Source organism: Bacillus sp. TH22 (assembly GCF_016651015.1).
Classification (GTDB): domain Bacteria; phylum Bacillota; class Bacilli; order Bacillales; family Bacillaceae_G; genus Bacillus_A; species Bacillus_A mycoides.
Genome location: NZ_JAEKER010000001.1, coordinates 1,833,223 through 1,846,559, shown reverse-complemented (window position 1 = coordinate 1,846,559; position 13,337 = coordinate 1,833,223). Strand labels below are relative to the sequence as shown.

Sequence of the window (13,337 nt, the reverse complement as noted above, 5' to 3'; positions counted from 1 at the left end):
AATATGAAAGTTGTAGAAACAAATTTTACCGATGCGAAATTGTTAGAACCGAGATTGTTTGAAGACGAGCGAGGTTTTTTTACTGAAAGTTATAATAAGAAGATGCTAGAATCGTTAGGGATTACGCATTCATTTCTGCAAGATAACGTATCTTATTCAGCGCATTCGGGGACGATTCGAGGGCTACACTTTCAAAAAAATCCGAAAGCACAAACGAAACTCATTCAAGTTATGCAAGGTGCAATATATGATGTTATCGTTGATTTGCGAAAAGATTCACCTACATTTAAAAAGTGGAGAGGTTATATTTTAAGTGCGGATAATCATAGGCAATTATTAGTGCCGAAAGGATTTGCTCATGGTTTTTGTACACTTGTACCTCATACAATTGTTATGTATAAAGTAGATGAGTATTATAGTGCTGATCACGATTCCGGTTTGCTTTGGGAAGATAAAGAATTATCAATTCCATGGCCGGTAACAAATCCTATCTTGTCCGATAAGGATCGAATATTACCATTACTTCAGGAATATGAAGATAGTTTTTAAGTAGGAGAGTTGTTTATGAATATATTAGTTACAGGTGGAGCTGGATTTATTGGAAGTAATTTCATTCACTATATGTTAAAAAACTATGAAACATATAAAATCATTAATTACGATGCATTAACATATAGCGGGAATTTAAATAATGTAAAGTCTATTCAAGAAAATCCTAACTACTCATTTGTAAAAGGGAAAATCCAAAATGGAGAGCTGCTGGAACATGTTGTTAAGGTATGTGACGTGCAAGTAATTGTAAATTTCGCAGCTGAATCACATGTGGATCGTAGTATTGAAAACCCAATTCCTTTTTATGATACGAATGTAATAGGTACAGTCACGCTGTTGGAGTTAGTGAAAAAATATTCACATATTAAACTCGTGCAAGTATCAACAGATGAAGTATACGGTTCTTTAGGGAAAACAGGAAAGTTTACCGAGGAAACCCCGCTAGCTCCTAATAGTCCATATTCTTCAAGTAAAGCGAGTAGCGACATGATAGCCTTATCTTATTATGAAACGTATCAATTACCGGTTATTATAACGCGTTGTTCTAATAACTACGGACCGTACCAATATCCTGAGAAATTAATTCCGTTAATGGTTACGAATGCTCTTGAAGGAAAGAAACTACCATTATATGGTGATGGATTGAATGTAAGGGATTGGCTGCATGTAACGGATCATTGTAGTGCAATTGACACCGTTTTGCATAAGGGATGTGTAGGAGAGGTGTATAATATCGGCGGAAATAACGAAAAAACAAATGTAGATGTTGTGGAACAAATTATAAAACTTTTAGGAAAAACGAAAAAAGATATTGAATTTGTAACAGACCGTTTAGGTCACGACCGTCGCTATGCGATTGATGCACAAAAAATGAAGAATGAGTTTGAATGGGAACCGAAGTATACGTTCGAACAAGGATTAAAAGAAACGGTGGAATGGTATAAAAACAATGTGGACTGGTGGAAACCACTAAAAGAAAAGTAAGGGGCATGTAGATGAAAGAACGGATTATCATAACGGGAGCGAACGGTCAGCTAGGGAAGCAACTACAAGAAGAGTTGAATTCTGAGGAATATGACATATATCCATTTGATAAAAAGTTATTAGATGTAACAAATATATCCCGAATTAAGCAAGTGGTACAAGAAATAAAGCCACATACAATTGTTCATTGTGCAGCGTATACGAAGGTAGATGGTGCTGAGAAAGAACAGGATCTTGCTTACTTAATAAATGCGATTGGAGCTCGAAATGTAGCGGTTGCTTCACAATTAGTAGGGGCTAAGTTAGTGTATGTCAGTACCGATTATGTATTTCCAGGTGACAAACCGGATGGCTATCATGAATTTCATAATCCAGCACCGATAAATATATATGGAGCTTCTAAATTTGCAGGAGAGCAGTTCGTAAAAGAGTTACATAATAAATATTTTATAGTTCGTACATCGTGGTTGTATGGTAAGTATGGAAATAATTTTGTGAAAACGATGCTACGATTAGGAAAAGAGAGAGAAAACATATCTGTTGTAGCTGATCAAGTTGGTTCTCCTACGTACGTGGCGGATTTAATTACTGTGATTAATAAGCTCATTCATACATCCTTATACGGTACGTATCACGTATCAAATCGCGGTTCATGTTCTTGGTTTGAATTTGCTCAAAAAATATTTTCGCATACAAAAATAAGAGTGAATGTGTTACCTGTGTCGACTGAGGAATTTGGATCGGCGGCAGTGAGACCGAAATATTCGATCTTTCAGCATAAAATGCTACAATTAAATGGTTTTTTACAAATGCCTACTTGGGAAGAAGGATTAGAAAGGTTTTTTATAGAAACAAAAAGTCATTAACAAATTTATGTTAGTGACTTTTTTGTTTGCCTTTAAGAGGTTTTATGGTACTATAATTATAGTATCAGGTACTAATAACAAGTATAAGTATTTCTGGGAGGATATATCATGGAACTATTACAAGGGAAAACATTTGTTGTTATGGGCGTTGCGAACCAAAGAAGTATTGCATGGGGAATTGCTCGCTCTTTGCATAATGCAGGTGCAAAATTAATATTCACATATGCAGGAGAGCGTTTAGAAAGAAATGTTCGTGAACTAGCGGAAACATTAGAAGGACAAGAATCACTTGTATTACCTTGTGATGTAACGAATGATGAAGAACTTACAGCTTGCTTTGAAACTATTAAGCAAGAAGTTGGTACAATTCACGGTGTTGCACACTGTATTGCTTTTGCAAATCGTGATGATTTAAAAGGCGAATTTGTAGATACTTCTCGCGATGGATTTTTACTTGCACAAAATATTAGTGCATTCTCTTTAACAGCTGTAGCAAGAGAAGCGAAGAAAGTGATGACAGAAGGCGGAAATATTTTAACTTTAACATACCTTGGCGGTGAGCGCGTTGTGAAAAACTATAACGTTATGGGTGTTGCGAAAGCTTCATTAGAAGCTAGCGTGAAATATTTAGCGAACGATTTAGGACAACATGGTATTCGCGTTAACGCTATTTCTGCAGGACCAATTCGTACGTTATCTGCGAAAGGTGTAGGCGACTTTAACTCAATCTTAAAAGAAATTGAGGAGCGCGCACCACTTCGTCGTGCGACGACTCCAGAAGAAGTTGGAGATACAGCAGTATTCTTATTCAGTGATTTAGCACGCGGAGTAACAGGTGAAAACATTCATGTTGATTCAGGATATCATATTTTAGGATAAATATAATAGGAATTAAAGTTTAAAAAGGACAGTCTCTAAACGTTGAGACTGTCCTTTTTAATTGTTCCCAGAAAGAACGATTTTTAACGAAAGTTCTAGCCACGTTATGAATATAACTATAATAGTACACGATTTATCCAGCTACGTATGGAAGTGGGAGGGACGAGTGTGAAGAATAAAAATAAAAGTTCAACAGTTGGAAAACCGTTGTTATATATTGCACAAGTAAATTTAGAACTCGCTGCACCGAAAATAAAAAGAATTATTTTAACGAATTTCGAAGATGAGGATCAAAAAGAGCAAAGTAATAGAAATGAAAGTATTGTAAGTAGTGCTGTGGAAGAAGTGGTAGAACAAGAGAAACAAGAACCACGAGAGGAGCCTCAAGTGGAGGTGGAAGAAAAAGTAGAGGAAGAGCAAGAGCAAGTGAGAACGGTCCCTTACAATAAATCCTTTAAGGATATGAATAATGAAGAAAAAATTCATTTTTTATTAAATCGTCCTCATTACATTCCGAAAGTAAGATGTAGAATAAGAACGACGACCGTCTCATATATAGGATCGATTATATCTTACCGTAATGGCATTGTATCCATTATGCCACCAAATAGTATGAGAGATATTCGATTATCTATAGAAGACATCAAATCGATTGATATGGCCGGCTTTTAAATATGTAAAGGTGGTAGAAAGCTTCTACCACCCCAATAGTTTTTTAGTTTACTTAACTATAGAAACGTCGCGTAAGCACTGAATAGCACAGAAGCAGCTTAAATCAACAGTAATGCAAGTAGATGTCGAGATTAATCTTGCATTTGGTATAGCTAAAAACGTACAAATTGGATCGTCAGCAGGTGGTACAGGAGACCCATCACCTAATACTACAGTTAACACACGTAGGACAGCACAGCTATCGTCATCTACGCTTTCTACACGGAAAATTGGAGATTGGCAGCTAGTAAGGCTTGAAGATGGTGCAAATGCTTCAAATGGCGTTCCAGCTTTTGTGTATAAAATAAAAGGGCGTGTATTTGCTACTGCTGCAGTATTGTGTGCTCCTAAAAATGGAATTTCACAACCAGAACCGCATGTTGAACTAGAGCAATCTTGTAGTTCATTGATGAATTTTACGACGTCAACTACGCAGTGAGAAGAGCTATGGTGTTTATTTTCGTTACAACTCATTAATGTCACTCCTTATCTTCTTGTTTGTATTTACATTAATAAGATATTGGAGTGGGGGAGATTTGGTCACAATCTTAAGACCTTTTTTTTTAAATAGGCTAAAGAGGATAGGGAAGGTGGAATTATGTTATTTACAAGCTGGCTTTTATTTTTTATTTTTGCGCTAGCTGCATTTAGGTTAACTCGTCTTATTGTTTATGATAAAATTACAGCTTTTTTGCGAAGACCGTTTATTGATGAGTTAGAGATTACAGAGCCTGATGGAAGTGTATCGACTTTTACAAAGGTGAAAGGGAAAGGATTAAGAAAGTGGATTGGAGAATTATTAAGCTGCTATTGGTGTACAGGTGTGTGGGTTAGTGCTTTTTTATTAGTTTTATATAAATGGATTCCTATTGTTGCAGAGCCTGTACTAGCATTATTAGCCATTGCAGGTGCAGCAGCGATCATTGAAACAATTACAGGATATTTTATGGGAGAATAATAAAGTGAAAATTTAATCAGTGTGGGGCATCCCCCGCTAATTATCAGCCCTCACCAATCGGGATAAATCTTCACGATGTTAGAAAAAGCGGAGTTTAAGAGGATGCGGGAACGGAAATAAAGAGTTGTTCATATAGTAAATAGACAGAATTGACAGTAGAGGAGATGTTTGCTGTGAGCAATAATCCAAGGCAAAATTCATATGATCTACAGCAGTGGTATAACATACAGCAACAGCAACAAGCACACCAACAGGCATATCAAGAACAGTTACAGCAACAAGGCTTTGTGAAAAAAAAGGGATGCAACTGTGGGAAAAAGAAGAATACAATAAAACAATATGAAGAATGAAACACTCATGTTACGGTGAGTGTTTTTTATTGTAAAAATAAAAAGCGGTATTTCAATTAAGAAATACCGCTTTTTACTAGCTAATTTGTGCAACTGTTAATGCTGCAGCACGGATGTCTACAGTTCCAAGCAGTTCAACTGGTACAATTTGAATTAAGTCACCAGGGTTTAAGTTAATAAGAATAACACCACTGGATACGTCTACTTCACCAGTACCAATAACGTTAGAGCGAACCGCTGTACCTGATCCAGGAATAATGTTAGCTGGTGTACCTAATGATAAGAAGAAACGACCAGCTTCTGGTGCAGTAGGAACGTTATCAAGACTAATCGTTAATGTATAACTGATTTGATAAATACCAGCTACTTGAATTCGAATACCGTCTCCGACACTTACTGTATTATTTATTACAGGAACAGTAATATTTGGGTTTGGACTTACGCTAGGTAATAGTAGTGGTGTGAATAGTGAAGCGAACTGAGGTGCAGAAGCGTTGAAAGCAAAACCGAAGGCAGGTAGTGTACTAGCTGGTTTCGCCTCACAATCAATGTTATTAAATTCGCAATCAGAAGAGAACATGTTTTTCACTCCTTTATCTGTTTCTACTTTTAGTTAATGAAAAGGACAGGTTCTATGTTCTAGACAAGTTCCCAATTTTATAAAAAATACATAATAATACCTTTTAAGCATGGATTGGGTGGCAGAATCATCTGCCACCCAATCCATGCTTAAATTAGTATTCAGTTTTATATAGAAACATCGCGTAAGCATTGAATAGCGCAGAAGCAACTTAAATCAACAGTAATACAAGAGGAGGTTGATACTAATCTTGCATTTGGTACAGCTAAAAATGTACAGATTGGATCGTCAGCAGGTGGTACAGGAGAACCATCACCTAAAACTACAGTTAATACACGCAATACAGCACAGTCATCATCATCTATACTCTCTACACGGAAAATTGGAGATTGGCAGCTAGTAAGGCTTGCAGATGGTGCAAATGCTTCAAAAGGTGTTCCAGCTTTTGTGTATAAAATAAAAGGACGTGTATTCGCTACTGATGCAGTGTTATGTGCTCCTAAAAATGGAACTTCGCAACCAGATCCACATGTTGTGGTTGCACATTCTTGTAGTTCATGTATAAAACGAACGACATTAGATACACAGTTGAAATCACAATCATGGTGTTGATGATCTTCATTACAATTGCAGCTCATTATGTTCACTCCTTATCGTGAGTTCTGACATACACTATTACAATATGAACGGGATATGGTTGATATTACGTTAATTCTCAGGATAGAAACAGGGAATTTATATAGAGGGGATGTACATATCGTGATATGGAAAAAGACACCCATTATTTAATGGATGTCTTTTCAGGTAAATCTTTTTGCGTAGTGTATAGAAAACGAGATATATCTAGTTTCTTTCCTCTGAAAAATTGCGGGGAGGAAATGTAAAGTTCTTCTTTTGCGCGTGTAATGGCGACATAGAGTAATCGTCGTTCTTCTTCTAATGCTTCAGAAGTCTCCGTCACACGGTCATTTGCATCTTTTAAAGAAGAAGTATGCGGCAATATACCATCGCTTGCTCCGAGTAAAAAGACGCATGGAAACTCAAGGCCTTTCGCGTTATGAATTGACATAAGCGATACAGCATCTTTTTGCGGCATTGTTTTTAATGCTTCCATTTCTTTTTGACCTTGAATGGCCTCGTTAATAAATTGTAAGTAAGCTGGAATATCCGTAAAGCGAGTTGCTGATTCCATTAATTCTTCTAACATTTCTTCTTGTATGTCCTTATGCATCGTAAAGGAAGAACGATCATTACTTTGTAAGTACTCTAAATACTTTCCTTTACCATGAATAATTTCTTTCAATGCTTTTTTCGGTTCAAGTTCTTTTATAAACTTAATAAAATCGATTCGCTCATTTACTTTTTTAACTTGAAAAGGTTTCAAGCTTGGGTTTAGTAATAGAAAATGAAGAAGAGAAGGGAAACGGCCCTCACCATATTTCCATTGTTCACGTTCAATAAATGAAATGCACTCATCACGGCCAATATACATTGTTGGTAATATATTTGAAAGTGATTCGAGGCGGAACGGTTCAAGCACGAGTCGTAAGTGATCTAATACGGGCCTAATTAAAGAATGTTCGTAGAACGATTGGCTCGCTCCATGTTTAATAAATGGAATCTTATGAATTGTAAGCTGATCAAGTAAAGAACGGCTTACAGAATGTGTACGATATAATAAACAAAAATCTTTATAATTTCGTTCACCACTATCTACTTTTTCCTGAATGAGTTGCAAAATTTGATTTGCTTCATCAAGAGTTGTCACAGGTCGTGCATAAAAAGGCTGTATGCCATCGTTACGAACAGAATATAGCTCTTTATCAAAACGTTCTTGATTGAGCTTAATAACTTCATTTCCAAGTCCTACGATAAATGGATTAGATCGATAATTCGTATTAAGTGCGATAATCGTAGTATTATCAAATTCCTTTGGAAAAGATAAAATAATTTGGTGACTTGCCCCTCGCCAGCCGTAAATCGCTTGATCGTCATCACCTGCGATAAATAAATTATTTCTCGGCGTGGCTAACAATTTTACAATTTCATATTGTGCATACGACGTATCTTGAAACTCATCTACTTCAATGTAATGAAAACGCTCTTGTAATTGAGTAAGCAGGGGAGCGTTATTTTCTAACATATAATACATTTCTAATAAGATGTCGTCAAAATCGATATAATTGTGTCGTTGTTTTACCTCTTCGAAACGTTCGTATACTTCTTTGAACTCTTGTTCAACCGGTGTTTTCGCTTTTACATCTTTCGGACGATTCAAGTTGTTTTTCTCAAGTGAAATCATAGCGAGTATCGTTTCGGCATCATAATCGTCTTTTAAGCGCAATTCTTTCAAAATTTTCTTTATCATAATTTGTTTATGTTTTTCATTTGCTAAAATTTGCTGATTATATCCTTGACTACGAAGCAATTTTAAAAAGACAGAGTGGAATGTACCAGCAACGACATAGCTACTTGCGGCATGATTCATACCAGGTAAATTCGCTACACGGCTTCGAATTTCTTCAGCTGCTTTTTGTGTAAACGTCAGCAGTAAAATATTTCGCGGATGGACATGTTTTACATTAACTAAATAACCAACGCGAGTTGTTAAAACAGATGTTTTACCACTTCCAGCACCAGCTAGTGTAAGGACAGGTCCTTCTGTCGTTTGCACTGCTTCTAACTGTTTTTCATTTAAATAAACACCTTGCTGTTCTAAAGCGCGGAAATACGCCGCATCTGCATCTTCTTCCATAATTAAATGGGTAGATGTTTTCGGAATATGATACGCCGCTTGCGGAATGCCAGCGTGTGTTAACGGTTTTTGTGAAAATTTTTCTTGTGTCATATATTCACCTTCAAAACTATAGCATCAACATTTAACTTTAGCGGAAGAAAAAGAAAATAGCAATGTAAAAAACAGGAGGGGCTACCTCCTGCTACAAAATTACCCCGCTATTTGCGGGCAGTAAAACTCCCATCTCAAAATTCAGGTTGGAGATCAACTGCCCGTAAACGCCCGATTGGTGAAGGCTAATAATCAGTGGGGGAGGAACAAAACCCCCACTGATTAAAGTTTCACTTTATAATTCTTTTATCATTACGACGTGCGGGATATTTGCTTCCATAAACACATCAGAAGCCGTCACGTATCCTAGCTTTTTATAGAAAAATTCAGCATGCGTTTGAGCATGGAGTTTCAATTTCGGTAGAGACTCTTCCTTCGCATACGCTTCAAGTGCATCCATAATGATTTTACCAATGCCTTTTTTACGATGTGAAGCTAGTACGCAAATGCGCTCCATTTTTCCTATTCCATCAACGATGCGGAAGCGACCAGCACCAACTGGAACATCATTATCATATATAACAACGTGTGTTGAAATCTCTTCAAACTCATCATACTCTTCTTCTGCAGAAACCTGTTGTTCATTTACAAATACTTGCTTACGTACAGAGAATGCATCTCTTAGTTGTTCGTCCGTTTGTACGATTTGTGCGTGCAAATTAGTTGTTCTCCTTTCCAAGGTGGAATGTTTCATGTACAGTCCACGTTCCATTTTCTAATTGGTATAGAAGGTGGAAACGATCGATTGGTTGCTCATAATAGAAATCTTTCATACGTAATCGACCTAATACATCAGCGTGCTCTGCGTCTGATAAGTCTTGACCGATTGTTAAATGAGGTACGAAAGAGTACTCGCGCTCTTGTGTAAAGAAACCATTATGCATTTCTTCATTTAAGAAAGTAAGTTCAGGTGTTTTTTCTACTTTAAAATAAAGAACATTATTAACAGGTGCGAATGAACCGACTTTCCCAACATGAAGGGTGAAAGGGTTCGTTTTATTTGCGATTGTATGTAACTCATTCACAATCGATTCTAATTGTTCATCTTGCGTCTCAAAGGGTGTTTTCAATGTAATATGTGGCGGAACTAATGCGTAATGCGGATCATAACGTTTACGTAATCCGTTCGCTTTATCTTGAATCATTTTTGATGGAAAAATTACAATTCCTAATTTCATGTTCCAATTCCTCCCTTTGCAAGTCTAGTTAGATTTTGAGAATAAATCTCTTTATCTATTATATCAAATTATTCTGAATACCGCTCTCTATTATTTCATTGATAGAATATGAGAAAATGCTTTTGGTAAATCTGCTTGCCAATATTTCCATGTGTGATTCCCTTCAAACTCTTCATAATGCGTGATGAAATTTCTATCTGTAAGTAGTTTATTTAACTCGCGATTTGGTTCTACGAAATCAGATACTTGTCCGTCTGTACGCTTGACAGCTGTTTCTTCGGTCCCAATTACGTGATAAAGATCTAGCGCCCCCGGATTTTTGAAATCTTTTGCTAAGTTCATGACTGTTTCATCAACAAATGGTGATTGCATAACGACCTTACCAAATGTATGCGGATACATAAGTGCGGTCATGAAGGAAACTGTACCGCCGAGAGAATCTCCAATTAAAACGCGTCCTTTACCCATTTGATACGTTGGATAATTTGCATCAATATATGGAGCAAGCTCATGAGCAAGGAAGCGAATGTAAGCAGCATTCTTTACATCATTTGGGAAATATTTTTCCTTACGATCGTGTACATTTTTATATGGAATACCGACAATAATTGTGCGGTCAATTTCTTCAGTTTCGCGAAGGCGCTCAATTACACGGTGCGCTTTACCGAGCTGAAAATAATCTCTACCATCTTGTGCAATAACAACCGTATGCTTATGGAGAGGTGTGTAATTTACTGGTAAATAAACAAGAAGTGTAAGCTCCTCTTGAAGTGATGTACTAAAAAATGAAATTTCTTCAATTCTCCCTATTGTTTGATTCATGTATATCCCCCTAAATAAAAATTTACTGTAATGATTGTAAGAGCGACGCTTGTAGTGAAAAGGAAAGAAATAATCACTAATAGGTGCCTTAATTTCTATTTTACCATAATGGTACGAAGAATCTAAAAAATTAGTATTTAAGTTGTGAAAGAAAACGGATATAATGAAGTGGGATTTTTTACAGGTGAGAGGGGAGACAGGATTTGAAACAAGAAAGATCAATCGCACTACCACTAGCAATTTCCATTATAGCAATTTCATTCGCAGCTGTTTTTGCAAAGATGTCCTCAGCACCATCTTCCGTTTTAAGTATGTATCGATTATGGATTATCGTACTTATTATGCTGCCGATCGTTTGGAAAAAACGGGAAGAGTTTAGTAGGATTCAAATGAAAGATTGGGGATTTTTAATTGGATCTGGTTTCTTTTTAGCGCTTCATTTTCTTTTATGGTTTGAATCCTTAAAGCATACGACAGTTGCTAGTTCGACGATTATTTTAGCACTTCAACCGATCGTATCTTTAGTGGGAGGTTTTTTCTTATTTAAAGAAAGAACAACCTATTCAGCAATTGCGACGATGGGAATTGCGATACTAGGCGTAATGTGTATTGGCTGGGGAGATTTAGGGCTAAGTGAGCAAGCAATTTATGGGGATATATTATCCTTTTTAAGTGTAATAGCAGTTGTCGGTTATTTATTTATCGGACAAACGACAGTAAAGAAAGTATCTCATTGGATTTATAGTTTCACTGTATTTGCCTTCGCTGGTATATTTATAGCGATTTATAACGTTATACTTCAAGTGCCATTTACAGGCTATACGAAATGGGATTGGAGTATTTTTCTTTTACTTGCGATTGTACCGACAGTGTCACACGTCATTAATAATTGGTTATTAAATTACGTAAATGCAACAACGATTTCAATGAGCATTTTAGGAGAACCAGTTGGGGCATCTATACTAGCGTTCTTCTTACTTGGAGAAAAATTAAATGCAATGCAAATTATCGGTAGCATGCTCGTATTGTTTGGTGTATCTGTTTTCTTACTACAGCAACAAAAGCGAACAGCAAAAAATGTGGTGAACGAACCGGTGTATACACAGGAATTATAACGAGCCTATTCTAATATACGAAAAGAGAAGTTATTGGTAACTTCTCTTTTTTTGTTCTATGCAGAAAATAAAACAAATCAATAGGAGGAATCCCCTCCATATAGCATGAAAAAAGATAATATATAGTGGAGTTACATCATACGTTTCTCATACAAATATAGAGGGGGAAGGAGAGACCAAATGAAAGAGATTTTAATGAAATACATGACAAATCTTACAACATTAAGTGAAGAACAGCAGCGCATGATCGTAGAAGAATTACAAATTGAAGAGTATAAAAAAGGAACAGTGCTCCTAGGGCAAGGAGATGTTCTGTCTAAATGTTATTTTGTATTAAAAGGATGCGTGAGGCAACATTGTATAGATGAATCTGGAAAAGAAGTTACATCAAATTTTTATACAGAAGAACAAGCAATCGCAAATTTCAATCATCATAAACAAGATAAATTATCCCCACATACGTTAACGTGCCTAGAAGATTGTCTAGTTGTAGTTGGCGATCTGTATAGTGAAAAGGACATGTATAAGAAATATTCACAGTTAGAAGAAATGACGCGCCAAATGATTGAATACAATTTTGGTGAAGTACAAGAAGAACTTACATTATTTATTACATCGACACCAGAAGAGCGCTACAAATCATTATTACAAAAACGACCGCATTTAATCGATCGTGTTCCTCAATATCAATTGGCAAGTTATCTAGGTATTACGCCAGAATCATTAAGCAGAATTAAGAAACGACTCAAACAGTAGAGTTTTTTCCACCTCTAAGCAATAGCCATATACTAAATCCTAGTTCACCTGTGATCATCGGTAGTTGAAAGACAACGTTAAGAATGGAAATAATCGCATCATATTGTGAAAATATCGTATTCATTACGTTAATGATGATATAGCCGATTGCAGCAATGAGCAGTAATATACTAATAGTCTTCGGTATGTTTTTAGATTGAAAGGTTACGTACCCTAAGGTGAGAAGATGTAAGCCGAAAATGATTAATCCTATAGACCAAATGTATTCAAAAGCTTCTAGAAATAACATTGTATATGCTTCTGAATTAGCAACTGTGCTTTTTGAAAGAAGTAATACAAATGTTAAATTGAATATAGCAATACCAAGTATAGTTGTATACATAAGACGAAGACAGGTAGCTAGCAATGAGAGGCTAGTATGGATAGGTTTTAGAAAGAAATAAAGAGCCCACGAGGCGATAATATCCGTAATAAAAATGATAATCCATCCGAAAATTTCTGCTGTGAAAAGTGAACTTGAAGTTTGAATATTATGGAGTGTCGTGCTCGCATTACTTGGTACAACGAGATTTCCGTGAACAAAACCGTAAGAAAAAAATGCAGTGAATGCCATGATAAGAAGAGAAGTGCCTGCAAATAAGGCAAAATTTCGCTCAGTCATAATACGTCCTCCTATTCTAATGTTGTTTTCATTGTAATAGGGAAGAGGAGGAGATTCATTGACTTAAATCAAGGGAG

At 36.2% G+C, this 13,337-nt stretch carries 17 protein-coding genes; 9 read left to right on the top strand and 8 right to left on the bottom strand.

Annotated elements, in window-relative coordinates; translation table 11 throughout:
• Nucleotides 1-3 precede the first annotated feature (3 nt).
• From rfbC to JFU18_RS09330, 5 genes are all read left to right on the top strand, one after another.
• On the top strand, nucleotides 4-549 hold the full coding sequence (rfbC, locus tag JFU18_RS09350) for a dTDP-4-dehydrorhamnose 3,5-epimerase (protein ID WP_002011381.1): 546 nt from the start codon (nucleotides 4-6) through the stop codon (nucleotides 547-549).
• Nucleotides 550-564: 15 nt separating this feature from the next.
• Complete coding sequence (gene rfbB, locus JFU18_RS09345; RefSeq protein ID WP_201034863.1) at nucleotides 565-1,536, top strand: dTDP-glucose 4,6-dehydratase; 972 nt, start codon at nucleotides 565-567, stop codon at nucleotides 1,534-1,536.
• 11 nt (nucleotides 1,537-1,547) lie between these two features.
• The gene (gene rfbD / locus JFU18_RS09340; protein ID WP_012260557.1) at nucleotides 1,548-2,402 is read left to right on the top strand and encodes a dTDP-4-dehydrorhamnose reductase; all 855 of its coding nucleotides are present in this window, start codon (nucleotides 1,548-1,550) and stop codon (nucleotides 2,400-2,402) included.
• Between the two features lie 108 nt (nucleotides 2,403-2,510).
• Nucleotides 2,511-3,281 (top strand): enoyl-ACP reductase FabI, encoded by a 771-nt coding sequence (gene fabI, locus JFU18_RS09335; RefSeq protein ID WP_002011384.1) that lies wholly within the window; start codon nucleotides 2,511-2,513, stop codon nucleotides 3,279-3,281.
• A gap of 147 nt (nucleotides 3,282-3,428) precedes the next feature.
• Nucleotides 3,429-3,953 (top strand): CotO family spore coat protein, encoded by a 525-nt coding sequence (locus JFU18_RS09330; protein WP_201032690.1) that lies wholly within the window; start codon nucleotides 3,429-3,431, stop codon nucleotides 3,951-3,953.
• A 48-nt stretch (nucleotides 3,954-4,001) separates the two neighbouring features.
• Here the strand turns inward: JFU18_RS09330 and exsY are convergent, their stop codons facing one another.
• On the bottom strand, nucleotides 4,002-4,466 hold the full coding sequence (gene exsY, locus JFU18_RS09325) for an exosporium assembly protein ExsY (protein ID WP_201032691.1): 465 nt from the start codon (nucleotides 4,464-4,466) through the stop codon (nucleotides 4,002-4,004).
• Nucleotides 4,467-4,590: 124 nt separating this feature from the next.
• Here exsY and JFU18_RS09320 point away from each other — a divergent pair, with 124 nt between their 5' ends.
• Together JFU18_RS09320 and JFU18_RS09315 are read left to right on the top strand one after the other, a co-directional pair.
• Nucleotides 4,591-4,950 carry a DUF1360 domain-containing protein gene (locus JFU18_RS09320; RefSeq protein ID WP_000899658.1) on the top strand — a complete coding sequence of 120 codons (360 nt, stop codon included), beginning with the start codon at nucleotides 4,591-4,593 and terminating at the stop codon, nucleotides 4,948-4,950.
• Between the two features lie 164 nt (nucleotides 4,951-5,114).
• Entirely contained in the window at nucleotides 5,115-5,300 is a 186-nt protein-coding gene (locus JFU18_RS09315) for a hypothetical protein (RefSeq protein ID WP_033708144.1), read from the top strand.
• Between the two features lie 76 nt (nucleotides 5,301-5,376).
• On the opposite strand, the gene exsF is transcribed toward JFU18_RS09315, so the two are convergent.
• The 6 genes from exsF to JFU18_RS09285 form a co-directional block, all read right to left on the bottom strand.
• Nucleotides 5,377-5,880: an exosporium protein ExsF gene (gene exsF / locus JFU18_RS09310; protein WP_002011391.1), complete on the bottom strand. Its 504-nt coding sequence runs from the start codon at nucleotides 5,878-5,880 to the stop codon at nucleotides 5,377-5,379.
• A 167-nt stretch (nucleotides 5,881-6,047) separates the two neighbouring features.
• Complete coding sequence (gene cotY / locus JFU18_RS09305; RefSeq protein ID WP_201034864.1) at nucleotides 6,048-6,518, bottom strand: spore coat protein CotY; 471 nt, start codon at nucleotides 6,516-6,518, stop codon at nucleotides 6,048-6,050.
• 143 nt (nucleotides 6,519-6,661) lie between these two features.
• Nucleotides 6,662-8,728 (bottom strand): ATP-dependent helicase, encoded by a 2,067-nt coding sequence (locus JFU18_RS09300; protein ID WP_002011394.1) that lies wholly within the window; start codon nucleotides 8,726-8,728, stop codon nucleotides 6,662-6,664.
• Nucleotides 8,729-8,963: 235 nt separating this feature from the next.
• Nucleotides 8,964-9,386: a GNAT family N-acetyltransferase gene (locus JFU18_RS09295; RefSeq protein WP_016101545.1), complete on the bottom strand. Its 423-nt coding sequence runs from the start codon at nucleotides 9,384-9,386 to the stop codon at nucleotides 8,964-8,966.
• A 1-nt stretch (nucleotide 9,387) separates the two neighbouring features.
• Nucleotides 9,388-9,906, bottom strand: coding sequence for a YjcG family protein (locus JFU18_RS09290; RefSeq protein WP_002011397.1), 519 nt, complete (start codon nucleotides 9,904-9,906; stop codon nucleotides 9,388-9,390).
• A 90-nt stretch (nucleotides 9,907-9,996) separates the two neighbouring features.
• Nucleotides 9,997-10,728, bottom strand: a complete 732-nt coding sequence (locus JFU18_RS09285) for an alpha/beta hydrolase (protein WP_002030493.1) — start codon at nucleotides 10,726-10,728, stop codon at nucleotides 9,997-9,999.
• A 203-nt stretch (nucleotides 10,729-10,931) separates the two neighbouring features.
• On the opposite strand from JFU18_RS09285, the gene JFU18_RS09280 reads away from it, so the two are divergent.
• Nucleotides 10,932-11,843 carry a DMT family transporter gene (locus tag JFU18_RS09280; protein WP_201034865.1) on the top strand — a complete coding sequence of 304 codons (912 nt, stop codon included), beginning with the start codon at nucleotides 10,932-10,934 and terminating at the stop codon, nucleotides 11,841-11,843.
• 180 nt (nucleotides 11,844-12,023) lie between these two features.
• On the top strand, nucleotides 12,024-12,599 hold the full coding sequence (locus tag JFU18_RS09275) for a Crp/Fnr family transcriptional regulator (protein ID WP_201034866.1): 576 nt from the start codon (nucleotides 12,024-12,026) through the stop codon (nucleotides 12,597-12,599).
• Here JFU18_RS09275 and JFU18_RS09270 read toward each other — a convergent pair.
• Nucleotides 12,589-13,260, bottom strand: coding sequence for a DUF4386 domain-containing protein (locus JFU18_RS09270; protein WP_201034867.1), 672 nt, complete (start codon nucleotides 13,258-13,260; stop codon nucleotides 12,589-12,591). The genes JFU18_RS09275 and JFU18_RS09270 overlap by 11 nt on opposite strands.
• Between the last annotated feature and the right edge of the window lie 77 nt (nucleotides 13,261-13,337).

Coding starts and splice junctions, on each gene's coding strand:
- rfbC (WP_002011381.1), top strand. CDS start 4: ATGAAAGTTGTAGAAACAAATTTTACCGATGCGAAATTGTTAGAACCG.
- rfbB (WP_201034863.1), top strand. CDS start 565: ATGAATATATTAGTTACAGGTGGAGCTGGATTTATTGGAAGTAATTTC.
- rfbD (WP_012260557.1), top strand. CDS start 1,548: ATGAAAGAACGGATTATCATAACGGGAGCGAACGGTCAGCTAGGGAAG.
- fabI (WP_002011384.1), top strand. CDS start 2,511: ATGGAACTATTACAAGGGAAAACATTTGTTGTTATGGGCGTTGCGAAC.
- JFU18_RS09330 (WP_201032690.1), top strand. CDS start 3,429: ATGGAAGTGGGAGGGACGAGTGTGAAGAATAAAAATAAAAGTTCAACA.
- exsY (WP_201032691.1), bottom strand. CDS start 4,466: ATGAGTTGTAACGAAAATAAACACCATAGCTCTTCTCACTGCGTAGTT.
- JFU18_RS09320 (WP_000899658.1), top strand. CDS start 4,591: ATGTTATTTACAAGCTGGCTTTTATTTTTTATTTTTGCGCTAGCTGCA.
- JFU18_RS09315 (WP_033708144.1), top strand. CDS start 5,115: ATGTTTGCTGTGAGCAATAATCCAAGGCAAAATTCATATGATCTACAG.
- exsF (WP_002011391.1), bottom strand. CDS start 5,880: ATGTTCTCTTCTGATTGCGAATTTAATAACATTGATTGTGAGGCGAAA.
- cotY (WP_201034864.1), bottom strand. CDS start 6,518: ATGAGCTGCAATTGTAATGAAGATCATCAACACCATGATTGTGATTTC.
- JFU18_RS09300 (WP_002011394.1), bottom strand. CDS start 8,728: ATGACACAAGAAAAATTTTCACAAAAACCGTTAACACACGCTGGCATT.
- JFU18_RS09290 (WP_002011397.1), bottom strand. CDS start 9,906: ATGAAATTAGGAATTGTAATTTTTCCATCAAAAATGATTCAAGATAAA.
- JFU18_RS09285 (WP_002030493.1), bottom strand. CDS start 10,728: ATGAATCAAACAATAGGGAGAATTGAAGAAATTTCATTTTTTAGTACA.
- JFU18_RS09275 (WP_201034866.1), top strand. CDS start 12,024: ATGAAAGAGATTTTAATGAAATACATGACAAATCTTACAACATTAAGT.
- JFU18_RS09270 (WP_201034867.1), bottom strand. CDS start 13,260: ATGACTGAGCGAAATTTTGCCTTATTTGCAGGCACTTCTCTTCTTATC.